Here is a 22,857-nt window from a genome sequence, read left to right on the forward strand (position 1 = left end):
GCGACCCCTTTTTCTCAGTTCCTGATACTGAGATTCACTCGCGGCCTGGAAGTTTCTTCCATGCCACCTCGTTTCGTAAATAAACTGGTTCGGCCTTCTCTACCGCCACCGTTTTGCCTGCTGCCAGCAGCTGGCAGGCGATGGGGAGCATGTCTTCGGCTTCAGGCAGCAACATCTCGCCCTCTTCCAGCGTTACGCCACTCTCCTGCGCCATATCCGGCCAGGCTTTCCAGCCCGTACCCACCGTAGCCCAGACGCCGGAAAGCTGCTTCAACCGTTCGCTGACGGCTTCCGGCTTGAGCACCGCTTCACTCTCTTCACCGTGCCAGACGCCCTGTTCATCACGGGTGTACTCCGCCCAATAAACTTCACCCATGCGGGCATCTATGGCGGCCAGCACGCGGGTGGCGCCGGTTTTACGCCAGGCGCCCTGCGCCATGGTTGCCAGGGTAGAGACGCCAATCATTGGCAGCCCTGCACCCAGCGCCAGCCCTTGCGCAATACCGATACCAATACGCACGCCGGTAAAGCTCCCCGGGCCGCGGCCAAAGGCCAGCGCGTCGAGGTCGGTTAAAGTGGTGTCGCCCTGAGTCAGGATCATCTTTACCAGCGGTAAAATGCGCTGGGTGTGTTCTCGTGGGCACTCTTCGAAATGAGCAGAGATGGCACCGTCATTCCACAGGGCAACAGAACAGGCCTCTGTGGCGGTATCAATAGCCAGAATTCGCATCAGTTGTCGCGCTCTCGCAGTGGGTCAATACAAAATGGCGCGCATCTTAGCACACTCCAGGGCAAATTACTCCGCCGATGGCGCCGCCAGGAAACGCACTGCTCGATTGATGTCCCGCGTACGCGGCGCGGGCGGCAGACTGGCTATAAAGGTCGCACCGTAAGGGCGCATCACCAGCCGGTTGTCGCAGATCACCAGCACGCCCCGGTCGTCTATATCGCGGATAAGACGCCCTACCCCCTGTTTAAGGGTGATCACCGCGTCCGGTAGCTGCACATCGTCAAAGGGATCGCCTCCGCGCAGGCGGCAATCCTCCATACGGGCTTTAAGCAACGGATCGTCCGGCGAGGTAAAGGGCAGCTTATCGATAATGACCAGAGAAAGCGCATCGCCGCGGACATCCACCCCTTCCCAGAAGCTGCTGGTTGCCACCAGCAGGGCATTGCCGTGGCTAACAAACTGCTGCAACAGTTGGCCTTTACTGGTCTCACCCTGTAACAGCACCGGCAGGGTCATGGTGGCGCGGAACTGCTCTGCCAGGTCGCGCATCATGGCGTGAGAGGTGCAGAGCATAAAGCAGCGCCCATTGTTCGCCTCGATCATCGGTTTAAGCATTGCCGCCAGGTGGCGCGCCGCGCCGGGCTGATTCGGCAGCGGTAAATTACGTGGTACGCAGAGCAGCGCCTGAGTCGCGTAGTCAAACGGGCTGGGTAGCAGCAGCGACTCCGCCTCGTTAATCCCCAGTCGTTCGGTGAAGTGGTGCAGGTCATCATTTACCGAGAGGGTCGCGGAGGTGAAAATCCAGCTCCCCGGCTTGTCGGCCATGACTTCTTTGAATTTGTCCGCCACGGTAAGCGGCGTAAGGGCCAGGGTGAAATGGCGCGAGTTACATTCGTACCAGTAGCTGTATCCCGGCTGGTTGATCTCTTTCAGGCGCTTAAGACGGGCACGGTAGAGGGTGGCGCGTTCAAAGGCGGCGTCCAGTAATGCGGAGCGGCCCAGAGATAATTTCGCCACGTCATAGCAGAGCTCCAGCGCATCATCCAGCAGCAGGAGCGCGCGCTGAATGGTATTGTCTGCCAGAAGTTCACGCAGATTGCCGCGAAAACCGGGATCGCCCAGCTGCATGCGGAAATCCTGTGTACTCTGCGCCAGACGGTCAGCGCATTTTTGTAACTGCTGGGTATCCTTCAGTTCGGTGCGGTAAGCGATAGTGAAATCTTTGGCCAGATCCAGCAGCTGACGGCTGGAGAGGGACTGGCCGAAATATTGACTGGCAATATCCGGCAGTTGATGGGCCTCATCGAAGATCATCACGTCAGCCTGGGGGATCAGTTCACCAAAGCCGCTCTCTTTTACCACCATATCGGCCAGGAAGAGGTGATGGTTGACCACCACGACGTCAGCGTCCATCGCCGTCTTACGCGCTTTCACCACGAAGCAGTCTTTATAGAGCGGGCAGTCGCTACCGAGGCAGTTATCGTTGGTGCTGGTGACCAGCGGCCAGGCGGCAGAATCTTCGGCCACGCTGGCGCAGGTGCTGATATCGCCATCCTGGGTCTGGTTGGCCCAGGCGCGAAGGATGATGACATCGCTCAGCGTTTGTACCGGCAGATCGCCCCCCGCCAGCGCTTGTTGCTCCAGACGTTCGAGGCAGAGGTAGTTTGAGCGACCCTTCAGTAATGCCAGCCGGCCTTTAAATTTGAGAGCCTTGGCCACGGTGGGCAGGTCGCGGCTGTAAAGCTGATCCTGCAGCGCTTTCGAACCGGTCGAGATAATGACCTTTTTCTTCGCCCGTAGCGCAGGCGCCAGATAGGCGTAGGTTTTCCCGGTCCCGGTCCCCGCTTCCACGACCAGCGGCTGCCCGTTATCGATCGCGCGCGCGACGGCATGCGCCATCTGGCGCTGGGGCTCACGCGGTTTAAAGCCAGGAATTGCTTTTGCTAACTGCCCGTCTGCTGCGAAATCGTCTGCCACTCTGCCCCCTGTAATTTTGCACAGGGGATTATGTCAGGCTGCCGGGCCTTGCGCCAGTCGATAGTGACGGCGGCGAGACAATATGGCAGTCTTGCCCGGCAATGAAAAAATAACGAGGAGACGTTTATGACAATTGTGCGCATTGATGCCGAAGCCCGCTGGTCTGATGTGGTGATCCACAACCAGACTCTCTACTACACCGGCGTACCGGAGAATCTGGATGCCGACGCCTTTGAGCAGACGGCCAACACCCTGGCACAGATTGACGCTATCCTGCAAAAACAGGGCAGCGATAAATCGAAGATCCTGGATGCGACCATTTTTCTGACGAATAAAGATGATTTTGCAGCCATGAACAAGGCCTGGGATGCGTGGGTAGTCGCGGGCCACGCGCCGGTACGCTGCACCGTACAGGCCACGCTGATGAAACCGCAATATAAGGTTGAGATTAAGATTATCGCCGCGGTATAACGCGCCGGTTACTCTTCTTCATCATCCTCAAAACGCGCCACGATCCGCTCGCCGGTATGGGTGGCGCGAAGTTCTTCTGCCACCTGCGCAATGGCCTGGCCGCTGCTCATCCCTTCGGACATTAACGTCTGAATGCGTTCAACTGCTTTCTGCTGCTGCTCGTGGCTCAGTGAAGGTAAACCTGCAAACATCATTAACTCCTGCTAAATTATCAGCGCTAATTATTTCACGCTGCCCGGTTGTTTGCTATAGATGAACTCGTTATCCCCCACCGTTATTTCATTACCCTGGCGTCCAGACGCCGCTGAAGCATGGTTTGCGCCGCTGAGCCATCAACCCTGGGCGATGCTGCTGCATTCCGGCCACGCTGACCATCCCTATAGCCGGTTTGATATTCTGGTGGCCGATCCCGTCGCCACGCTGGTTACCGAGAGTGAGCTTACCCGAATAACGCGGGAGACGGTGTTCGAATCGTCTGGCTGCCCATTGAGCTTGCTGCAGCAGACGCTGGACGACCTGGGCCTGCCTGCGGATGCGCACCCCGATCTGCCTTTTCAGGGCGGCGCGCTGGGGCTCTTTGGCTACGATCTGGGTCGTCGCTTTGAAACGCTGCCGCAGCAGGCAGTTGACGACATCAGCCTGCCGGATATGGCGGTGGGGCTGTACGACTGGGCGGTCATTGTTGATCACCATAAACAGGCCGTATCGCTGGTCTGCCATGGCGATGCGAAGTCGCGACTGGCGTGGCTGGAAGCACAGCGTCCCCCGACCGGGCAAACCCCGTTTCGCCTCACCTCTGACTGGCGCGCAAACATGACCGCGCTGGAGTATGACGCAAAATTCCGCCAGGTGCAGGCTTATCTGCACAGTGGCGATTGCTATCAGGTGAATCTTGCCCAGCGTTTTCAGGCTCACTATCAGGGTGATGAGTGGCAGGCATTTACTCGCCTGAATGCGCAGAACCGCGCCCCCTTCAGCGCCTTTATGCGCCTTGAACAGGGGGCGATTCTGAGCCTGTCACCTGAGCGCTTTATTCATCTGGCAGAGGGCGAAATACAGACCCGCCCCATTAAAGGCACGCTACCGCGTCTTACCGATCCCGATGACGATCGCCAGCAGGCGGAAAAACTGGCCGCCTCCCCGAAAGATCGCGCCGAAAATCTGATGATCGTAGATTTGATGCGTAATGATATCGGGCGCGTGGCCGAACCCGGCAGCGTGCGGGTGCCCGAACTGTTCGTGGTGGAGCCTTTCCCGGCGGTTCACCATTTAGTCAGTACCATTACCGCGCGCCTGCCCGCATCGCGCAGCGCCTGCGATCTGCTGCGGGCGGCATTTCCGGGGGGGTCGATTACCGGTGCGCCAAAGGTGCGGGCGATGGCAATTATCGACGAACTGGAACCCCAGCGCCGTAACGCCTGGTGCGGCAGCATCGGCTATATCAGCCTCTGCGGTACCATGGATACCAGCATTACCATCCGCACCCTGACCGCCTTTGACGGGCAGCTATACTGCTCTGCAGGCGGCGGTATCGTGGCTGACAGTGAGTCGGCGGCGGAGTATCAGGAAACCTTTGATAAAGTAAACCGCATACTGCAACAACTGGAGAGTTAAAGCGTGGAGACCCGCAATCTGACCCTGGATGATTTTTTATCGCGTTTTCAGTTATTACGGCCGCAGGTCAATAGCGCCTCGCTTAATCAGCGCCAGGCCGCGGTGCTGATCCCGGTGGTACGCCGCGAAGAACCCGGACTGTTGCTCACCCAACGCTCCCCGCTGATGCGTAAACATGCCGGTCAGGTTGCCTTCCCCGGTGGCGCAGTAGACAGCAGTGATGCTTCGCTGATTGCCGCCGCGTTGCGCGAAGCGCAGGAAGAGGTGGCGATTCCGCCCGAGGTTGTGGAAGTGATTGGCGTGCTCCCGCCTGTCGACAGCGTGACCGGGTTTCAGGTTACGCCGGTGGTGGGGTTGATTCCGCCAAATCTGCACTATCACGCCAGCGAAGACGAAGTGGCGGCAGTATTTGAAATGCCACTGGCGGAGGCCCTGCGTCTGGGTCGTTATCACCCCCTCGATATTCATCGTCGCGGCCACCATCATCGGGTCTGGTTATCCTGGTACCAGCATTATTTTGTCTGGGGCATGACGGCAGGCATTATTCGTGAACTGGCGCTGCAAATTGGCCTGAAGCCTTGACTATACTTTACATTCCCGACTTTTTACTACGTTTGCGATCGCTCTCTCGCTATTAGTAAAACCGCCGTTAGCCATTAGTTTAATTCATGTGAATAGTTGAGCTGACGATCAGGTTCCCTCTTACACTATGCGCAGTTATAACATCGTTACTGGAAACCCGGTAACCCTGTCAGGAGTGTTAAAGTGATTAGTATATTCGACATGTTCAAAGTGGGTATTGGCCCCTCCTCTTCCCACACTGTCGGTCCTATGAAGGCCGGTAAACAGTTCGTCGATGACCTGGTCGAAAAAGGATTACTGGAAAGCGTTACCCGTGTTGCCGTAGATGTCTATGGCTCGCTCTCTTTAACGGGTAAAGGCCACCACACCGATATCGCCATCATAATGGGTCTGGCCGGAAATATGCCGGATACCGTTGATATTGACGCCATTCCGGCGTTTATTCGCGACGTTGAAACGCGCGGCCGCCTGCTGCTGGCTAACGGCCAGCACGAAGTCGATTTCCCGCAGGATGACGGCATGCGTTTTCGCAGCGACAACCTCTCACTGCACGAAAACGGCATGCAGATCCACGCCTTTAACGGCGATAAAGTGATTTACAGCAAAACCTATTACTCCATCGGCGGTGGTTTCATCGTTGATGAAGAGCATTTCGGCAAAGATACGGGGGGTGACGTCAATGTCCCCTATCCGTTTAAATCCGCCCAGGAGATGCTGAACTACTGCAAAGAGACCGGCCTGTCGCTTTCCGGCATGGTGATGCAGAACGAACTGGCGCTGCACAGCAAGAAAGAGATTGAAGAGTACTTTGCGAACGTATGGCAGACCATGCGTGCCTGTATCGATCGCGGTATCAATACTGAAGGCGTGTTGCCTGGCCCACTGCGCGTGCCGCGTCGTGCCTCGGCGCTGCGTCGCATGCTGGTGACCACCGACAAATACTCCAACGACCCGATGAACGTGGTGGACTGGGTAAACATGTTTGCCCTGGCCGTCAACGAAGAGAACGCAGCCGGTGGCCGCGTTGTGACAGCCCCAACTAACGGCGCCTGCGGGATCGTGCCGGCGGTACTGGCTTATTACGATCACTTTATCGAATCCGTGAGCCCGGATATCTACATTCGTTACTTCCTGGCCGCGGGTGCGGTGGGTGCGCTCTATAAGATGAACGCCTCCATTTCCGGAGCGGAAGTAGGTTGTCAGGGTGAAGTGGGCGTGGCCTGCTCAATGGCTGCTGCCGGTCTGGCTGAGCTGCTGGGTGCCAGCCCGGAACAAGTATGCGTTGCCGCAGAGATTGGCATGGAGCATAACCTCGGTCTGACCTGTGACCCGGTCGCCGGTCAGGTGCAGGTACCGTGCATTGAGCGTAACGCCATTGCGTCCGTCAAAGCGATCAATGCCTCACGTATGGCGATGCGTCGTACCAGCGAGCCGCGCGTTTCACTGGATAAGGTTATCGAAACCATGTACGAAACCGGGAAAGATATGAACGCGAAATATCGCGAAACTTCCCGCGGTGGCCTGGCTATCAAGGTGCAGTGCGACTAATACTCCCTTTCGCCCATCTGCAACGGATGGGCGAAATTTCTCCCCTCGTCTCGTCTCCTTAATATTTCCCCACTACACTTGCTGTATTGCCTGCGGCATTGGGTGCCCTTGGCTTACCGGATGACCCCTGCATGCAAACTGCGCAAAGGATAATCACCCATTATCGTCGAAAACGCCTCGCGGTTTGCGTGGTGGTTGCGGTTCTCACCCTGATTACGACGCTTGGCATCCGCTTTATTTCACAACGTAATCTCAACCAGCACCGTACTGTCGCCTTTGTCACCCACGCCGTCGAGGCGCTGGATAAAATTTTGCTGCCGTTGCAAGCCAGCCGTGAAGCGCTGCTGCCGCTGGTAGGACGTCCATGCCTTTCTACCCACTTGCTGTTGCGCCGACATGCCGCCACCCTGCAGACCGTGCGCACGATCGGGCTGGTTAAAGACGGGATCCTTTACTGTTCCAGTATTTTTGGTCAACGCGATGTACCTGTTCGCCAACTCCAACCTGCGCTTCCCTTCCCGGAACCTTTACTGGTGCTGTCGACGGATCGGTCACTGCTGCATGGTAGCCCCATTCTGATCCAGTGGTATCCGCTGCCTGGTAACAGCCAGAACGGGGTCATGGAGGGGGTCAATATCGATCTGATTGCCCGCATGATCCTCGAACCGCAAGCCCCCCTGATTAACGAAGTTACCCTGAGCGTAGGCAATAAACACCTGCGTTACGGATCGAATGTCTCTGATACCCTGACACACAATGCTGGCGACAAAATTTATCGCCAGCCGTCGGGTAATTTCCCCTTTACCATCACCGTCAGCGGCCCGGGCCCTACGGCGTTAGCGTTAAAGGATCTTCCTGGCCAGTTGCCACTGGCTCTGCTGTTAAGCCTGCTACTGGGCTATATCGCCTGGCTGGCCACCGCAAACAGGATGAGCTTTACCTGGGAGATAAATCTCGGCCTTGCCGCCCGCGAATTTGAGCTGTTCTGCCAGCCACTGATGAATGCGCGAAATCAGGAGTGCGTCGGCGTGGAGATCCTGCTGCGCTGGAATAATCCGCGCCAGGGGTGGATCTCCCCTGACGTGTTTATCCCCCTGGCTGAGGAACACAATCTGATTATTCCCCTCACCCGCTATGTCATCACGGAAACCGTACGCCAGCTGACGGTATTCCCGGCGGATCCTGGCTTCCATATCGGAATCAATGTTGCCGCCAGCCATTTCCGCCATGGCGTGCTACTGCGTGACCTGAATCACCACTGGTTTAACGCCCGCCCTGTACAACAGCTCATAATTGAACTGACCGAGCGCGATGCCCTGCTGGACGTGGATTGCCGTCTGGTACGGGAATTACACCGAAAAGAGGTCAAACTGGCGATTGATGATTTTGGCACCGGGAATTGCTCGCTCTCATGGCTGGAAAAGCTGCATCCGGATGTCCTGAAAATTGATAAGTCATTTACGGCTGCGATAGGGACGGACGCGGTGAACTCTACCGTGACCGATATCATTATTGCCCTTGCACAGCGGTTGAACATTGAACTGGTGGCAGAAGGGGTAGAAACCCCTGAACAAGCGCGTCATCTTCGCCAGCGCGGGGTGCACATTTTGCAGGGATATTTTTATGCGCGACCGATGCCGCTAAGAGACTTTCCGGAGTGGCTGGCGGGGAGTTCGCCCCCGCCAGCGCCGCATAACGGGCAGATCATGCCCGCGATGCCGCTACATTAATTACTCGTCTTCTTCGTGCTCTGACTGCTCTTTAACAATACGCACCAGATCCACACGGTAGTCGTTCGCCGTCACAATGGTGATCTTCAGCGGCGGCAGTTCCAGAACATCACCGGTACGCGGGATCTGACCATTAATGGCAATGACCAGACCGGCTACGGTGGCGATATCGTCATCATGGTTAGTCAGGTGCTCCAGCCCCAGCGTGTGTTGCAGCGCATGCAGGTCGGTGGCGCCTTTTACCAGCCAGCCGTCGTTATCGGCAACGATTTCCGGCGTTTCGTCGGCATCCGGGAACTCACCGGCAATCGCCTCCAGCACGTCCAGCGGCGTAACCAGCCCCTGAACCACACCAAACTCGTTGGTCACAATAACAAAGCTACCGCGAGCACGACGCAATACGCCCAGCAGGTTAATCGGGTCGAGCGTTTCCGGTACCACAATGGCCGGCGACGCGGCGGCTATGGCCTCGACATCTACCCCCTCTTCCAGCGCAACCAGAAGCTCTTTAGCACGTACCACACCGATAATTTCATCCAGCTCGCCGCGACACACCGGGAACAGACTGTGTGGCGAAGAGAGCAGTTGCTGGCGGATTTCATCCATGCTCAGGCTGGCGTCAACCCAACTGATTTCACCGCGGGGCGTCATGATGCCACGCAGAGAGCGGGAGGCGAGCGACAGTACGCCGTTAATCATGTAGCGCTCTTCTTCAACAAAAGCACCTTCGGGTACCGGCACCGTCACATGGTTTTCGCTCTCCGGCTGAACCGTTGCCTGGCGACGACCGCCCATCAGACGCAAGATGGCATCCGCAGTACGCGCACGCAACGGCTGGTTAGATTGCTGACGAATGAAGTTACGTCGCGCAACCTGGTTGAAGAATTCAATGATGATCGAGAAGCCAATCGCCGCGTACAGGTAACCTTTCGGAATATGGAAGCCGAAACCTTCTGCGACCAGGCTCAAACCAATCATCAGCAGGAAGCTGAGACAGAGCACCACCACCGTCGGGTGTTCGTTGACGAATCGCGTCAGCGGTTTCGAGGCCAACAACATCACCGCCATGGCAATGACCACCGCGGCCATCATGACCGGAAGATGGTTTACCATACCCACTGCGGTAATGACCGCATCCAGGGAGAAGACCGCATCCAGCACCACAATCTGCATTACCACAACCCAGAAGCTGGCGTAGCCTTTACCATGCCCGCCATCATGCTGCCGGTTTTCAAGCCGTTCGTGTAGCTCAGTCGTGGCTTTGAAGAGAAGGAATAGTCCCCCCACTAGCATGATCAGGTCGCGTCCTGAGAAGGTAAAATCCCACACGCTGAAGAGCGGTTTGGTGAGCGTAACCATCCACGAAATAACGGAAAGCAGCGCAAGACGCATAATCAGCGCCAGCGACAGGCCGATAAGGCGTGCTTTGTCACGTTGTTTAGGCGGCAGCTTGTCCGCAAGAATGGCAATAAACACCAGGTTGTCGATGCCGAGAACAATCTCGAGCACCACCAGCGTGAGAAGCCCCACCCAGATTTGCGGGTCCATTAAGAATTCCATGACAAGCTCCTGCTGAAGGAATGACAAAACGGCGCCGCGTTAGAAACGGGCGAAGCGGTAAAAGACGATTTAAGTGTGTGGCGAGAATCGCCGGTGAGGCTGATCCAAAGGGATCGGGTAGGTGACTGACGTCGGTGACGGTCCATACAGTGGGCTATAGCCCATTACTCCTGACAATTAAACGGAAGGTAAACATATCAGAGACATGAGCTTTAAGGCAAAGATTTACTTTCCTTTGCAAACAGATGTTACCGTCTCCATTTCGCGCCGCAAATTATCCAACACGCTAAAGCTAAATTACGGATCTTCATCACATAAATTATTTTTTCACTGTCTAAAATAATTCGCTGAAGTCTGAGTTAGTTCTACTCTAACCCTTATCTGAATCGATTCGCTGTAATGAACACGATTTATGATGCCCTCGTCACACAGGTGCATAAACGATAATAAATGGAGGTAGCAAGTGACCATTGCTATTGTAATAGGCACACATGGTTGGGCTGCAGAGCAGTTACTCAAAACAGCAGAGATGTTGCTTGGCGAGCAGGAAAATGTTGGCTGGATCGATTTCGTGCCCGGCGAAAATGCCGAAACATTAATCGAGAAATACACGGCTCAACTTGAAAAGCTCGATACCCGCAGCGGCGTGCTGTTTCTCGTCGATACATGGGGTGGCAGTCCGTTTAACGCCGCCAGCCGCATTGTCGTCGATAAAGAGCACCATGAAGTCGTGGCTGGCGTTAACATTCCGATGCTGGTCGAAACGCTGATGGCGCGTGACGATAACCCGAGCTTTGACGAACTGGTAGCACTGGCGGTAGAAACCGGCCGCGAAGGCGTGAAAGCGTTGAAAGCTCAGCCAGTAGAGAAACCCGCGCCGGTGGCGGCAGCGCCGAAAGCGGCAACGCCTGCCAAACCGATGGGGCCAAATGATTATATGGTTATCGGCCTTGCCCGTATCGATGACCGTTTAATTCACGGCCAGGTGGCAACGCGCTGGACTAAAGAGACCAACGTACAACGCATTATCGTCGTCAGCGATGAAGTTGCCGCAGACACCGTCCGCAAAACCCTTCTTACCCAGGTCGCTCCACCGGGCGTAACCGCTCACGTGGTGGACGTTGCCAAAATGATCCGCGTTTACAACAACCCGAAATATGCGGGTGAACGCGTCATGCTTCTGTTTACTAACCCGACAGACGTTGAGCGTCTTGTTGAAGGCGGCGTGAAAATCACCTCCGTCAACATCGGTGGTATGGCTTTCCGTCAGGGGAAAACGCAGGTCAACAACGCGATTTCAGTCGATGAAAAAGATATCGAAGCCTTCAATAAACTGAATGCACGCGGTATCGAGCTGGAAGCCCGTAAGGTTTCTACCGATCAGAGACTGAAAATGATGGACTTGATCGGCAAAGTTGGGAAATAACCCGGCGCTGATTTTTCACACAAAGCTTATGTTATAGGAGAAGTACAATGGAGATTACCACTCTTCAGATTGTGCTGGTGTTCATCGTCGCGTGTATTGCGGGTATGGAATCCGTACTTGATGAATTTCAGTTTCACCGTCCGTTGGTCGCCTGTACCTTAATTGGTGCCGTACTTGGCGATATGAAAACCGGTATTATCATCGGTGGTACCCTGGAAATGATCGCCCTGGGCTGGATGAACATCGGTGCGGCCGTTGCCCCGGATGCGGCCCTCGCCTCCATCATCTCTACCGTTCTGGTTATTGCCGGGCACCAAAGTATCGGCGCCGGTATCGCGCTGGCTATTCCACTGGCCGCGGCAGGCCAGGTTCTGACCATCATTGTTCGTACTATCACCGTTGCCTTCCAGCACGCTGCCGATAAGGCGGCCGATAACGGCAACCTGACGGCACTCTCCTGGATCCACGTTTCATCCCTGTTCCTGCAGGCGATGCGTATCGCAATCCCGGCGGTTATCGTTGCTATCTCTGTCGGTACCAGTGAAGTGCAGAGCATGCTGAACGCCATTCCAGAAGTGGTGACCGGAGGTCTGAACATCGCCGGTGGCATGATCGTTGTGGTCGGTTATGCGATGGTTATCAACATGATGCGTGCAGGCTACCTGATGCCGTTCTTCTACCTCGGCTTCGTGACCGCGGCGTTTACTAACTTCAACCTGGTTGCTCTGGGTGTGATTGGCGCCGTCATGGCGATTCTCTACATTCAGTTGAGCCCGAAATACAACCGCGTAGCGGGTGCACCAGCGCAGGCGGCTGGTACTAACGATCTCGATAACGAACTGGACTAACAGGTGAGCGACATGGTTGATATGACTAAAACTACCCCAGAGAAGAAACTGACTCCGGGCGATATTCGTGGCGTGTTCATCCGTTCAAACCTGTTCCAGGGTTCGTGGAACTTCGAACGTATGCAGGCGCTGGGCTTCTGCTTCTCAATGGTGCCGGCGATTAAACGCCTGTATCCAGAAAATAACGAAGCACGACGTCAGGCGATTAAACGTCACCTGGAATTTTTCAACACCCATCCGTATGTTGCCGCCCCGGTTCTGGGCGTGACTCTGGCGATGGAAGAGCAGCGTGCGAACGGCGCAGAGATTGACGATGGTGCCATCAACGGTATCAAAGTGGGTCTGATGGGACCGCTGGCGGGCGTGGGTGACCCGATCTTCTGGGGTACGGTGCGTCCAGTCTTCGCCGCGCTTGGCGCCGGTATTGCGATGAGCGGTAGCCTGCTTGGTCCACTGCTGTTCTTCATTCTTTTCAACCTCGTCCGCCTGGCAACCCGTTATTACGGCGTGGCTTATGGCTATCGTAAAGGCGTGGACATTGTTAAGGATATGGGCGGCGGCTTCCTGCAAAAACTGACCGAGGGGGCCTCCATTCTCGGCCTGTTTGTGATGGGCGCGCTGGTTAACAAATGGACGCACGTTAACATCCCGCTGGTGGTCTCTACCATCACCGGTCAGGATGGTCAGACGCGCGTGACTACGGTGCAAACCATCCTTGACCAGCTGATGCCTGGCCTGGTTCCGCTGCTGTTGACCTTCGCCTGTATGTGGCTGCTGCGTAAGAAAGTTAACCCACTGTGGATTATCGTTGGCTTCTTTGTCATCGGTATCGCGGGCTATGCTGTTGGCCTGCTGGGTCTGTAAGACGTTGCGTTAAACGCCGGGGGCTTGCCCCCGGCTTTTTTTATCTGGAGGATGAATGACGATCACGGACATCGTACTGGTTTTGTTTATTGTTGCCCTTCTGGCTTATGCCATTTACGACGAATGGATCATGCCGCGACGTCATGGCGCGACGCTGCTGTCTATCCCCCTGCTACGTCGCGGCCGCGTTGATGCCTTCATCTTTGCCGGCCTGCTGGTGATTCTGATTTATAACAACGTAATGAACGGCGGTGCATTATTAACCACATGGTTATTATGTGCGCTGGCATTAATGGCGATCTATCTGTTCTGGATCCGGGCGCCCAAAATCCTCTTCAAAAAGGATGGGTTCTTTTTCGCCAATGTATGGATAGAATATAACCGTATTAAAGAGATGAATTTATCGGAAGATGGCGTGCTGGTGATGCAATTAGAACAGCGGCGTCTGCTCATTCGGGTACGGAATATAGACGACCTGGAAAAGATATACAAATTACTTGTTAAAACTCAATAATTTAAAATTATAGCACTGGCTATATTTGGACTGGTTTTCTCCGCACAATTATAGCCAAAGCTATATTAGACAATAAAATCCACTTATATTTATTAACGTTATTCTCACCAATAAACCCAAATGAAAATCGTTATCAAAAAGTTAGTGAAATTATAATTCCTGAATATTGTTTTAACGGCTAAAAATATGTTAAGGTTGCGCCCGTCGTTGGGGAGTAGCCGATTTCCTTTCAAGGAAATGTACGTGTCAACATACTCGTTGCAAAACGTGGCACGTACGGACAGTTCATATCAGAACTGTCAGGCGAGACCATAGATACATCTACTGCTGTTTACTGGGGGCAGTGATGTGTCATATGGAGATCCCGGTCTGGACGCACTTATGAATCTCTCAGCAACACTTCTACTGGCCTTTGGCATGTCGATGGACGCATTTGCGGCCTCGATGGGGAAAGGCGCCACCCTGCATAAACCTAAATTCTCTGAAGCACTGCGCACTGGCCTTATCTTTGGCGCAATCGAAACCCTGACGCCGCTTATCGGCTGGGGTTTGGGTATGCTGGCAAGCCAGGTTGTGCTGGAGTGGAATCACTGGATCGCCTTTGTGCTGCTGGTCTTCCTCGGTGGGCGTATGGTCATTGAAGGTTTTCGCAACGAGCGTTGTGAAGATGACGCGCCGGTTCGCCGTCACGGCTTCTGGCTGCTGGTGACTACCGCGATTGCCACCAGCCTGGATGCGATGGCGGTGGGCGTCGGTCTGGCATTTCTGCAGGTTAATATTATCGCCACCGCCCTGGCCATTGGCTGTGCGACATTCATCATGTCAACGCTGGGGATGATGATCGGTCGGTATATTGGCCCGCTGTTGGGTAAACGGGCCGAAATTCTGGGAGGCGTTGTACTGATAGGTATTGGTGTACAAATCCTCTGGAGCCACTTCGCAGGTTAATCGACACGCTGCCAGCAGTGGATGCTGAAATCCGTCTGGCAACGGAATACCTTCTCGTTCTTCAATGCGTCCCATACCGCCGGTTTTGCCCGCCAGGCAAACGGCGTCATCTGTAACAAGGCTACCGCCTCTTCTCCGCTCAGGTTCATCTCATACCCGAGTTCTTGCTCATCAGCCAGTCGGAAACCGCTCAGTTGCTCAGAATGCGGAGCGTGAAGCTGTACCTCATCGTAAATCAGACCTTTCAGCTCCATCAGATGGCGTGGCCCTGGCGTCACGGTGATCACCCAACCCCCTGCTTTCACCACTCGCGCCAACTCTTCGCCTTTGCACGGGGCATAGATGCGGATAACCGCGTCCATGCTGTTATCGTTAAACGGCAAGCGATGGCTGGAGGCCACACAAAAAGTCACGGCAGGGTAGCGTTTGGCGGCAGCGCGAATAGCGACCTTAGAGACATCGAGGCCAAACGTGCTTGCCCCCTTTTGCCGGGCGATATCTGCAAACGCGGCGGTGTAATAGCCTTCACCACAGCCGATATCCAGAATCGTGGCGGCGTTATCTGCCAGTTTCGTTGCCAGCAAGTGCCCAACCCGGTCGCGCAGTGGCTGATAATGGCTGGCGTCCAGGAAAGCCCGGCGTGCCTGCATCATCTCTGCGCTGTCACCCGGATCTTTAGAGCGTTTATGCTGTACCGGCAGCAAGTTAACATACCCCTCTTTCGCCAAATCGTAGCGGTGCCCCTGTGGGCAGGCATAGCTTTTATCGGTTAGCACCAGCGGCGCGTGGCAAAGTGGACAACAGAAGGACATGGTAACTCCGGGCAATCGTAAAGGGCGAGAGTTTACCGCTAATTGCCCGGTTATAAAACGCCTGACTTAACGCATCACAATGAGATGGCTCGATTCCGGAGCGAGGCCATCGGGTGGAATATTTTCGAGCCGAAGCACATCTCCCATGATCTGGCTAAAGACCGGAGCCGACACCGCCCCGCCATAGTAGGCGCCGTTCTGGGGATCGTTAATTACCACCGCCAGCGCAAAGCGCGGACGACTGGCGGGCGCAACGCCGGCAGTATAGGCCACGTACTTATCGACATACTTACCGCTCTCATCAATCTTTTTCGCGGTACCGGTCTTAACGGCAACCCGGTAGTCACGTACCGCCGCTTTCACGCCGCCGCCGCCCGGCAGCGCCACGCTCTCCATCATATGCTCAACCTCTTTAACGATCTCTGTCGGCATGACCTGGGTGCCCATTACCGGAGGATCGATACGCGTGATCGACAGAGGGCGCTCTACGCCGTAGCTACCAATAGTGGCATAGACGTGTGCCAACTGCAGTGGCGTGACCATCAGTCCATAGCCAAAGGAGAACGTAGCCCGATCCAACTGACTCCAGAATTTGCGCTCAGGTAGCAGGCCGCTGCTTTCGCCGGTTAGCCCCAGCCCGGTGCTGCGTCCAAAACCAAAGCCTTTATAAGTATCCAGCAGGCGCTGAATGGGCATCGCCAGCGAAAGGCGTGATACCCCGGTATCGCTCGATTTTTGCAAAATGCCGGTCATCGTCAGCTCAGGATAGTAACCTACATCGCGGATACGGTGTCCGGCCAGCGTATAGGGATGCGTATCGATTACGCTGTCAGGCTGTACCAGCCCTTGCTTCAGAGCGGTCATCAGCACCAGCGGCTTAACGGTTGAGCCGGGTTCGAAGGTGTCGCTAATGGCGCGGTTGCGGAAATCGTTCAAGGTTGCCCCTTCACGATTATTGGGGTTGAAGTCCGGGAAGCTCGCCATGCTGAGAATTTCACCCGTCCGCACGTCAATCAGTACTGCTGCACCGGATTCCGCTTTGTTCCAGGCGACGGCATTATCCAGGGCATCCTCTGTAATCGTCTGCAATCGTGCATCAATGCTTAGGTGAATAGTATGAGCGGGGACCGGTGGCTGCTCGGTGATATTTTCAATGACATGACCATATCGGTCTTTACGTACCTTGCGCAGGCCCGGTTTGCCAGTGAGCTGTCGATTAAAGCTCTTTTCAATCCCTTCTATACCCTGCCCATCAATATTGGTAAAACCAATTAAGTTGGCCGCTACGTGTCCTGAAGGGTAAAAACGGCGCGACTCATCTCGTAGGTTAATGCCAGGCAGATGCAGTTTCTCGATCCATTGCGCCTGCGCCGGATCGATCTGTCGAGCCAGGTAAATGAAACGACCACGCGGATTACTATTGATACGCTGCGACAAGGTGTCGAGCGAGAGATGCAGTGTGTTCGCCAGGGCTTGCCAGCGGTCATCAAACCCTACGCCCCCCTTCTCCCGCACCGTTTTGGGGTCGGCCCAGACCGCCTGAACCGGCACGCTCACTGCCAGCGGCCTGCCCTCCCGGTCAACGATCATTCCGCGAGGTGCATCGATGGGTACCTCACGCAAGGAGCGCCTATCCTCCTGCGCCACCAGCGTGTCCGGCTTGATTATTTGTAACCAGGCTACGCGAGCCAGTAGAAAAACGAGGCTGCAAAGTATGACAAAGCAGAGTAAAGCAAAACGCGTCGGGGTGAAATTTGCTGCGGGGTTGAAAGGTCTTTTTTTCACCGTGGCTCCAGGGCTATTAAACAACGCCCTGATTTAACGGGAAATTTGCACGGTGCGGGTAAAAACAATGCTAATAACCTCGCAGCTTTGCAACAAACTGCGAACAGATGGCCTTGTGTTAACACTTTGAAAAGCAGGCATTAAAAAGCCCCGCATTAACGCGAGGCTTTATGTGCTCAGCTGAAACGACCTGGCGTTTCAACGTTGGCAGGGGTTCGATCAGATAGCGGTTACGTTAACAGCAGCCGGACCTTTCTGGCCGTCCTGAATTTCGAACTCAACGTTCTGGCCTTCAGCCAGAGTTTTGAAGCCATTGCCCTGGATTGCAGAGAAGTGTACGAATACATCTTTGCTGCCGTCAGCTGGGGTAATGAAACCAAAACCTTTAGACTCGTTGAACCACTTAACTTGACCTTTAATCTTTGCCATTTGCAAAATTCCTTAGAGTGTTTTCATAGCCCGCAGGCATTAACTGAGATAAAACTGAGACATTACTGCATGAGGCACTAATATAAGGTTCGGCAGAGAAGCGGTATTCAACGACAACGTGTTTACTCAGGACTTCTTTACTGAAAATGCCACACATAAACAGAACTGTACCTCGTTTGACCCAAACCGTGTTATCACATACAACGTAAATAATGGCAAGCCATTTTTAAACGTGTCTCGATCAGTCGCACAAATTCCGAAGCTAACTTGCCACAATCTGCACGGTAAGCAACGTGTGCGGTATACCGGGCCTGAGTGGTGCTTGTCCAGTCACTGTCTTCATAAGCGCTGTAATCTAAGACTTTTTTACCATAGCTCAATAACTTCCGAACGTCCAGCCAGGCTATTAATTTTTCTGGATGAGGCTATTTTGTTAGAGCTTTTTCCGAAACGTTATGCACAAATGATCGTAACGGTAAAGTGGGTTGTCTTGATAAAACATTGTATATCGCTTCGTCTCTTTCTCTATTTACATGGGCAATTCTAATTTCTCTCTGCACCAAAATAATGAAACTTTTATGATCATGCCTCAAAAAAAGGCAAGCAAAACGTTTCGATAAAAATAAAACATTAATGGTACAGGTTAATATCAGAATAATAGTAAACGAAGCGATGAATAGTCATAAGGATAAATATTGACCGATGTTTAGTATTTTGAAGTTATTGTTAATTGTGGCTGTATGATTGAGTGCTTGCCGTAGTTCAGCCACGGGTTCATCAAGCGACTCATCGGCCAGTTCGAAGACGCCCCAATGAATGGGGATGGCAAGCGGCATACCTAGCTGCTGCCAGAGGGAGACTGCCGAACGCGGGTCCATATGGTTTGTCGCCATGAACCATTCTGGTGCATATGCGCCTATCGGGAGGGCGATCGCATCGAGTTTACCGAAACGCTGCGCAATGGTGAGTAACTCTGGCGTATATCCGGTATCGCCGCTGAACCAAAATCGCCGTTCACTGCCCTCGAATACCCATCCACACCAAAGCGCACAGTTCCGATCCCAAAAGCTACGCATGCTCCAGTGCTGGGCCGGAACGGCACTGTAGGTGATGCCTTGATGCACATAGCTTTGCCACCAGTCCAGTTCAACGATGTGCTTCGCGCCCCGACGTCGAAACCAGTCCCCCAGCCCCAGAGGGACAAACAGGGTAAGCTTTGGAAATCGTTGCAATAACTGACGAACGGTAGCGGAATCGAGGTGATCATAATGATTATGAGAGATGACTAGCGCATCGATGGGAGGTAGCCCAGCCACGCTAATCACCGCAGGGGTTTTGCGCAGCGGTCCGGCAAAACTTACGGGCGAGGCACGCCGGGAGAACACCGGGTCCGTGAGAATATACTGACCACTGATTCGCAGCAATAGACTGGCATGGCCCAGCCACCAGACAGCGTCTCCTTCGGGGGTAGTAAGATCGACAGGTTGGCACCAGTCATGGATAAATTTTTCATAGCCGCCGCGAGGAGGTTTCGGTAAACCGGCAGCTTTGCGCTCTTTGCGCCAGCGCTCAACGTCTCCAGGCTGGTGCCCAGTAGCAGAAGTATTGCGAAAACCCTGCGGGGTATGGTGAGGCAGGGAGGGGTTATACCAGGGATTTTTCCGGGTCATGTTCACCTCCCCAGATGCGATTAACGCTCAGCGACCAGACGAATAAAATCGTCGCTTTCATCTTTCACGGGCGCAGCAGCGGGTTTAACCTCTTCTTCGACGTCCGGTTCATTGGCTTCACACAGACGACGAAGCAGCGCATTTTGTCTTTTCTGGAGATCAACTAACGTCTCCAGTAACTCAATTTGTTCATTTGTCCGGGAGCTGGCGCGGTTGACGAAAAACCACAGTACCAAACCCACCACCAGCAACACGACGGATATGACCAGAGATGCCATGCTAAGCACTCCAGTATTCAACAACTCACCCATTTCACCACCTCACTAAAAACGGCTATTTTACCACTCGCGTTGAGGAAGGAAATCACTTGCCATAAAAATGCCTGCTACCAGGGGATAAACTTATTGATAGAACATATACCGCTAAAAAACTGTACATCCTGATCGCACATCACATTGATCATCTGCGTCCACATAACGACGCAGGCAATCAACACTACCACCAGAATGACCCAGCGTAATTTCTTCACTACACTCTCCGTCTACTCACTTAGGCTGCCAGGTTACCATGCTTAACTTAAACCGGGGCTAACTGTAACGCCATCGTCCCGTTTTCGGAATCATGTACTTGTTTCATATAGCTAACAGGATAGGCTTAGAGGCAGGAAGAACCATTATAAAAGAGGCAATGATGCGCTTAATTATTCGCACAGTTGTGATTTTAGCCCTTATCTGGATTGGTTTATTGTTGTCAGGCTACGGTATCTTGATTGGCAGTCATGAAAACGCTGCGGGGCTGGGTATCCAGTGTAAATACCTCACTGCACGTGGCACCAGCACGGCCCAGTACATCCATTCGGATAGTGGGATTATTGGCCTGACCAACTGCCCAATTTTGCGTAAAAGCGAAACGGTCGTTGATAACGGCTAACCATCGGTATTAGTGAAAAGCCGCTAACGTAGCGGCTTTTTTTTATGTGTTCAGAACGGATAGTCGTTATAGCCCATCTGTTCAGAAATTTTTCGCGCCGCGGTATGCAGCATTTCAACGTACTCATGTAGACGCTCTTCAGAGAAGCGTAGCGTCGGGAAAGAGATACTCAGGCCAGCGATCACCACACCAAAGCGGTCAAATACCGGGACGCCAATACAGCGCAGCCCTTCTTCCTGTTCCTCGTTATCTTCACCGTAACCCTGTTCACGTACCTTATCCAGTACCGTGAGTAACCCTTCCGTGGTGGTGATCGTACGCTCAGTGCTGCGTTTGTACTCGACACCTTCCAGAATTTGCTTAACCTCTTCGCGGTCACGCCATGCCAGTAAAACCTTACCGATGGCCGTGCTGTAGAGCGGATTACGGCGACCGATACGGGAGTACATACGCAGGTTGTACATCGAGTCGATCTTATGGATATAAACAATGCTGTCTTCGTCCAGCGCCCCCAGGTGCACAGTCTCTTTCGTCAGACGCGAAAGTTCACGCATCTGAATATCTGCGCTACGAATCAGGTCGACGTTTTGCAACGCGCGCGCGCCCAGTTCAAACAGCTTCAGGGTCAGAGAGTATTTTTCGGACTCCCCTTCCTGTGCAACATAGCCCAGTGATTTCATGGTCTGCAAAAAGCGATAAACGGTGCTTTTCGACATCATCACACGCTGTGACAGCTCGGTAATACCAATTTCGCGCTCTTCCCCAAGCGCCTGCAGGATGCCAAACACCTTCAACACAGAAGAGACAGAATCTGGTTGTTTATCCAAATCTGCGATTGCCATTTATCACCTCAAAGCAAGTGTTTTATAAAAATCAGAACTGGTTTTTATTATAAATTCGTACTGGCTTCGCTGCAATCAATCCTGGCTTACCTGGTTACAAATCTGCGACATATAACCAAAATAAGCATGTTAAAATAATTACCCTGAATATAATTACCTCTGACGCAGATCGATGACATGACCACGACTCCCCCTGATGGCCTGCCCTTACCGCAGCGCTATGGCGCGATAGCCACTATTATTATTGGCATCTCCATGGCCGTACTGGACGGGGCCATTGCCAACGTCGCGCTGCCAACCATTGCCAGCGATCTGCACGCCTCTCCTGCCAGTTCTATCTGGATTGTTAACGCCTATCAAATTGCCATCGTTATCTCGCTGCTCTCGTTCTCGTTTCTCGGAGATATGTTTGGCTATCGCCGCATTTATCAATGCGGCCTGGTGGTCTTTACCATTACGTCGCTATTTTGCGCTCTCGCAGATAACCTTCAGATGTTGACGCTGGCGCGTATTGCCCAGGGCTTTGGTGGTGCGGCGCTAATGAGCGTTAATACCGCGTTAATCCGGCTCATCTTTCCGAAGCGCCAGCTTGGGCGCGGCATGGGCATTAACTCGTTTATTGTGGCGGTCTCTTCCGCCGCGGGACCGACCCTCGCAGCGGCGATCCTCTCCGTGGCCTCCTGGCAGTGGTTATTCCTCATTAACGTACCGCTGGGCGTTGTGGCGCTGCTCTTTGCGCTGCGTTTTCTTCCCGCGAATGCGGCGAAGAGCAGCATGCCGCGCTTCGATCTGCCGAGCGCCGTCATGAACGCCCTGACCTTCGGTTTGCTTATTACTGCGCTCAGCGGCTTTGCTCAGGGGCAATCGCGGCTCTTAATCGCCGGTGAAGTAATGGCATTATTGATTATCGGCTTCTTTTTTGTCCGTCGTCAGCTCGCCCTGCCGGTGCCGCTGCTGCCGGTAGACTTACTGCGTATTCCGTTATTCTCCCTCTCTATTTGCACCTCGATTTGTTCATTCTGCGCGCAAATGCTGGCCCTGGTTTCGTTGCCCTTCTTCCTGCAAAGCGTGGTGGGACGTTCGGAAGTGGAGACGGGACTGCTCCTGACCCCCTGGCCGCTGGCAACCATGGTGATGGCCCCGCTGGCAGGCTACCTGATTGAGCGTCTGCATGCCGGATTACTGGGGTCACTGGGACTGGCCGTGATGGCATCCGGCTTATTTGCCCTGGCTTTGCTGCCCGCCGCCCCGGGCGATCTGGATATCATCTGGCGTATGATTTTATGCGGCGCGGGGTTTGGACTGTTTCAGTCGCCCAATAATCACACGATCATCACCGCCGCCCCACCCCACCGCAGCGGAGGAGCCAGCGGTATGCTCGGCACGGCGCGCCTGCTGGGGCAGAGTAGTGGCGCAGCGCTGGTGGCATTAATGTTCAATATGGCCGGCGATAAGGGTACGCATGTGGCTTTGATCACCGCAGGTGCCCTCGCGACGCTTGCGGCGGTAATAAGCGGTATGCGGATCACCCAGTCTAAACGCAGCTAATAAAAAAGCGCGTCGAATGACGCGCTTTA

23 protein-coding genes, 1 pseudogene and 1 riboswitch are annotated in these 22,857 nt (G+C 54.1%); of the genes and pseudogenes, 12 read left to right on the forward strand and 12 right to left on the reverse strand.

The window, feature by feature from the left end; genetic code table 11:
* Nucleotides 1-34 precede the first annotated feature (34 nt).
* Nucleotides 35-730 (reverse strand): tRNA (adenosine(37)-N6)-threonylcarbamoyltransferase complex dimerization subunit type 1 TsaB, encoded by a 696-nt coding sequence (gene tsaB, locus B3511_RS11480; RefSeq protein WP_212475639.1) that lies wholly within the window; start codon nucleotides 728-730, stop codon nucleotides 35-37.
* Nucleotides 731-796: 66 nt separating this feature from the next.
* Nucleotides 797-2,707 carry an ATP-dependent DNA helicase gene (locus tag B3511_RS11485; RefSeq protein WP_286782418.1) on the reverse strand — a complete coding sequence of 637 codons (1,911 nt, stop codon included), beginning with the start codon at nucleotides 2,705-2,707 and terminating at the stop codon, nucleotides 797-799.
* 126 nt (nucleotides 2,708-2,833) lie between these two features.
* Here B3511_RS11485 and B3511_RS11490 point away from each other — a divergent pair, with 126 nt between their 5' ends.
* On the forward strand, nucleotides 2,834-3,178 hold the full coding sequence (locus B3511_RS11490) for a RidA family protein (protein ID WP_286782420.1): 345 nt from the start codon (nucleotides 2,834-2,836) through the stop codon (nucleotides 3,176-3,178).
* 8 nt (nucleotides 3,179-3,186) lie between these two features.
* Here the strand turns inward: B3511_RS11490 and B3511_RS11495 are convergent, their stop codons facing one another.
* The gene (locus B3511_RS11495; protein ID WP_040075189.1) at nucleotides 3,187-3,369 is read right to left on the reverse strand and encodes a YoaH family protein; all 183 of its coding nucleotides are present in this window, start codon (nucleotides 3,367-3,369) and stop codon (nucleotides 3,187-3,189) included.
* 61 nt (nucleotides 3,370-3,430) lie between these two features.
* Between B3511_RS11495 and pabB the strand changes: the two genes are divergently transcribed.
* The 4 genes from pabB to B3511_RS11515 all read left to right on the forward strand — a co-directional run bounded on the left by pabB (nucleotide 3,431) and on the right by B3511_RS11515 (nucleotide 8,652).
* Nucleotides 3,431-4,792, forward strand: a complete 1,362-nt coding sequence (pabB, locus tag B3511_RS11500) for an aminodeoxychorismate synthase component 1 (protein ID WP_286782422.1) — start codon at nucleotides 3,431-3,433, stop codon at nucleotides 4,790-4,792.
* Between the two features lie 3 nt (nucleotides 4,793-4,795).
* Nucleotides 4,796-5,374 carry a CoA pyrophosphatase gene (locus B3511_RS11505; RefSeq protein ID WP_212475635.1) on the forward strand — a complete coding sequence of 193 codons (579 nt, stop codon included), beginning with the start codon at nucleotides 4,796-4,798 and terminating at the stop codon, nucleotides 5,372-5,374.
* A gap of 183 nt (nucleotides 5,375-5,557) precedes the next feature.
* Nucleotides 5,558-6,922 carry an L-serine ammonia-lyase gene (gene sdaA, locus B3511_RS11510; RefSeq protein ID WP_286782424.1) on the forward strand — a complete coding sequence of 455 codons (1,365 nt, stop codon included), beginning with the start codon at nucleotides 5,558-5,560 and terminating at the stop codon, nucleotides 6,920-6,922.
* Between the two features lie 131 nt (nucleotides 6,923-7,053).
* Nucleotides 7,054-8,652, forward strand: a complete 1,599-nt coding sequence (locus B3511_RS11515) for an EAL domain-containing protein (RefSeq protein WP_286782426.1) — start codon at nucleotides 7,054-7,056, stop codon at nucleotides 8,650-8,652.
* Here the strand turns inward: B3511_RS11515 and yoaE are convergent, their stop codons facing one another.
* Nucleotides 8,653-10,212, reverse strand: a complete 1,560-nt coding sequence (gene yoaE, locus B3511_RS11520) for a CNNM family cation transport protein YoaE (protein ID WP_040075182.1) — start codon at nucleotides 10,210-10,212, stop codon at nucleotides 8,653-8,655.
* Nucleotides 10,213-10,675: 463 nt separating this feature from the next.
* On the opposite strand from yoaE, the gene manX reads away from it, so the two are divergent.
* From manX to mntP, 5 genes are all read left to right on the forward strand, one after another.
* Entirely contained in the window at nucleotides 10,676-11,638 is a 963-nt protein-coding gene (gene manX / locus B3511_RS11525) for a PTS mannose transporter subunit IIAB (RefSeq protein ID WP_286782428.1), read from the forward strand.
* Nucleotides 11,639-11,685: 47 nt separating this feature from the next.
* Entirely contained in the window at nucleotides 11,686-12,486 is an 801-nt protein-coding gene (manY, locus tag B3511_RS11530; RefSeq protein WP_040075179.1) for a PTS mannose transporter subunit IIC, read from the forward strand.
* Between the two features lie 12 nt (nucleotides 12,487-12,498).
* The gene (locus B3511_RS11535; RefSeq protein ID WP_040075177.1) at nucleotides 12,499-13,350 is read left to right on the forward strand and encodes a PTS mannose transporter subunit IID; all 852 of its coding nucleotides are present in this window, start codon (nucleotides 12,499-12,501) and stop codon (nucleotides 13,348-13,350) included.
* Nucleotides 13,351-13,405: 55 nt separating this feature from the next.
* Nucleotides 13,406-13,864: a DUF986 family protein gene (locus B3511_RS11540; RefSeq protein WP_046885132.1), complete on the forward strand. Its 459-nt coding sequence runs from the start codon at nucleotides 13,406-13,408 to the stop codon at nucleotides 13,862-13,864.
* A 197-nt stretch (nucleotides 13,865-14,061) separates the two neighbouring features.
* Nucleotides 14,062-14,197, forward strand: a riboswitch (yybP-ykoY riboswitch).
* Nucleotides 14,198-14,245: 48 nt separating this feature from the next.
* Nucleotides 14,246-14,812, forward strand: coding sequence for a manganese efflux pump MntP (mntP, locus tag B3511_RS11545; protein ID WP_040075175.1), 567 nt, complete (start codon nucleotides 14,246-14,248; stop codon nucleotides 14,810-14,812).
* Here the strand turns inward: mntP and rlmA are convergent.
* From rlmA to mgrB, 7 genes and pseudogenes are all read right to left on the reverse strand, one after another.
* Entirely contained in the window at nucleotides 14,809-15,624 is an 816-nt protein-coding gene (gene rlmA / locus B3511_RS11550) for a 23S rRNA (guanine(745)-N(1))-methyltransferase (RefSeq protein ID WP_233802935.1), read from the reverse strand. The genes mntP and rlmA overlap by 4 nt on opposite strands.
* Nucleotides 15,625-15,690: 66 nt before the next feature.
* Nucleotides 15,691-17,409 (reverse strand): peptidoglycan glycosyltransferase FtsI, encoded by a 1,719-nt coding sequence (gene ftsI / locus B3511_RS11555; protein WP_212475631.1) that lies wholly within the window; start codon nucleotides 17,407-17,409, stop codon nucleotides 15,691-15,693.
* 219 nt (nucleotides 17,410-17,628) lie between these two features.
* Nucleotides 17,629-17,838, reverse strand: coding sequence for a transcription antiterminator/RNA stability regulator CspE (gene cspE / locus B3511_RS11560; RefSeq protein WP_001062678.1), 210 nt, complete (start codon nucleotides 17,836-17,838; stop codon nucleotides 17,629-17,631).
* Nucleotides 17,839-17,850: 12 nt separating this feature from the next.
* Nucleotides 17,851-17,995: pseudogene (locus tag B3511_RS11565) on the reverse strand (DUF2627 domain-containing protein).
* Between the two features lie 523 nt (nucleotides 17,996-18,518).
* A complete protein-coding gene (locus B3511_RS11570) occupies nucleotides 18,519-19,508 on the reverse strand; it encodes an MBL fold metallo-hydrolase (RefSeq protein WP_286782442.1) in 990 nt (329 codons plus the stop codon).
* A 20-nt stretch (nucleotides 19,509-19,528) separates the two neighbouring features.
* Entirely contained in the window at nucleotides 19,529-19,819 is a 291-nt protein-coding gene (locus B3511_RS11575) for a YebO family protein (protein ID WP_046885127.1), read from the reverse strand.
* Nucleotides 19,820-19,893: 74 nt separating this feature from the next.
* Entirely contained in the window at nucleotides 19,894-20,037 is a 144-nt protein-coding gene (gene mgrB / locus B3511_RS11580) for a PhoP/PhoQ regulator MgrB (RefSeq protein WP_046885126.1), read from the reverse strand.
* Nucleotides 20,038-20,198: 161 nt separating this feature from the next.
* On the opposite strand from mgrB, the gene B3511_RS11585 reads away from it, so the two are divergent.
* Nucleotides 20,199-20,438, forward strand: coding sequence for a YobH family protein (locus B3511_RS11585; protein WP_040078461.1), 240 nt, complete (start codon nucleotides 20,199-20,201; stop codon nucleotides 20,436-20,438).
* Between the two features lie 50 nt (nucleotides 20,439-20,488).
* On the opposite strand, the gene kdgR is transcribed toward B3511_RS11585, so the two are convergent.
* Nucleotides 20,489-21,280 (reverse strand): DNA-binding transcriptional regulator KdgR, encoded by a 792-nt coding sequence (gene kdgR, locus B3511_RS11590; RefSeq protein WP_040075168.1) that lies wholly within the window; start codon nucleotides 21,278-21,280, stop codon nucleotides 20,489-20,491.
* Nucleotides 21,281-21,457: 177 nt separating this feature from the next.
* Between kdgR and B3511_RS11595 the strand changes: the two genes are divergently transcribed.
* Nucleotides 21,458-22,828, forward strand: a complete 1,371-nt coding sequence (locus B3511_RS11595) for an MFS transporter (RefSeq protein ID WP_286782444.1) — start codon at nucleotides 21,458-21,460, stop codon at nucleotides 22,826-22,828.
* Nucleotides 22,829-22,857 lie beyond the last annotated feature (29 nt).

The sequence above is a fragment of the Leclercia sp. UBA1284 genome (genome assembly GCF_002308415.1).
Classification (GTDB): Bacteria; Pseudomonadota; Gammaproteobacteria; order Enterobacterales; family Enterobacteriaceae; genus Enterobacter; species Enterobacter pneumoniae.

Excerpts from the sequence above, each read along its gene's own strand:
- tsaB (WP_212475639.1), bottom strand. The coding sequence starts at position 730 with ATGCGAATTCTGGCTATTGATACCGCCACAGAGGCCTGTTCTGTTGCC.
- B3511_RS11490 (WP_286782420.1), top strand. The coding sequence starts at position 2,834 with ATGACAATTGTGCGCATTGATGCCGAAGCCCGCTGGTCTGATGTGGTG.
- B3511_RS11495 (WP_040075189.1), bottom strand. The coding sequence starts at position 3,369 with ATGTTTGCAGGTTTACCTTCACTGAGCCACGAGCAGCAGCAGAAAGCA.
- pabB (WP_286782422.1), top strand. The coding sequence starts at position 3,431 with ATGAACTCGTTATCCCCCACCGTTATTTCATTACCCTGGCGTCCAGAC.
- B3511_RS11515 (WP_286782426.1), top strand. The coding sequence starts at position 7,054 with ATGCAAACTGCGCAAAGGATAATCACCCATTATCGTCGAAAACGCCTC.
- yoaE (WP_040075182.1), bottom strand. The coding sequence starts at position 10,212 with ATGGAATTCTTAATGGACCCGCAAATCTGGGTGGGGCTTCTCACGCTG.
- manY (WP_040075179.1), top strand. The coding sequence starts at position 11,686 with ATGGAGATTACCACTCTTCAGATTGTGCTGGTGTTCATCGTCGCGTGT.
- B3511_RS11535 (WP_040075177.1), top strand. The coding sequence starts at position 12,499 with ATGGTTGATATGACTAAAACTACCCCAGAGAAGAAACTGACTCCGGGC.
- B3511_RS11540 (WP_046885132.1), top strand. The coding sequence starts at position 13,406 with ATGACGATCACGGACATCGTACTGGTTTTGTTTATTGTTGCCCTTCTG.
- mntP (WP_040075175.1), top strand. The coding sequence starts at position 14,246 with ATGAATCTCTCAGCAACACTTCTACTGGCCTTTGGCATGTCGATGGAC.
- rlmA (WP_233802935.1), bottom strand. The coding sequence starts at position 15,624 with ATGTCCTTCTGTTGTCCACTTTGCCACGCGCCGCTGGTGCTAACCGAT.
- cspE (WP_001062678.1), bottom strand. The coding sequence starts at position 17,838 with ATGGCAAAGATTAAAGGTCAAGTTAAGTGGTTCAACGAGTCTAAAGGT.
- B3511_RS11570 (WP_286782442.1), bottom strand. The coding sequence starts at position 19,508 with ATGACCCGGAAAAATCCCTGGTATAACCCCTCCCTGCCTCACCATACC.
- B3511_RS11575 (WP_046885127.1), bottom strand. The coding sequence starts at position 19,819 with ATGGGTGAGTTGTTGAATACTGGAGTGCTTAGCATGGCATCTCTGGTC.
- B3511_RS11585 (WP_040078461.1), top strand. The coding sequence starts at position 20,199 with ATGCGCTTAATTATTCGCACAGTTGTGATTTTAGCCCTTATCTGGATT.
- kdgR (WP_040075168.1), bottom strand. The coding sequence starts at position 21,280 with ATGGCAATCGCAGATTTGGATAAACAACCAGATTCTGTCTCTTCTGTG.
- B3511_RS11595 (WP_286782444.1), top strand. The coding sequence starts at position 21,458 with ATGACCACGACTCCCCCTGATGGCCTGCCCTTACCGCAGCGCTATGGC.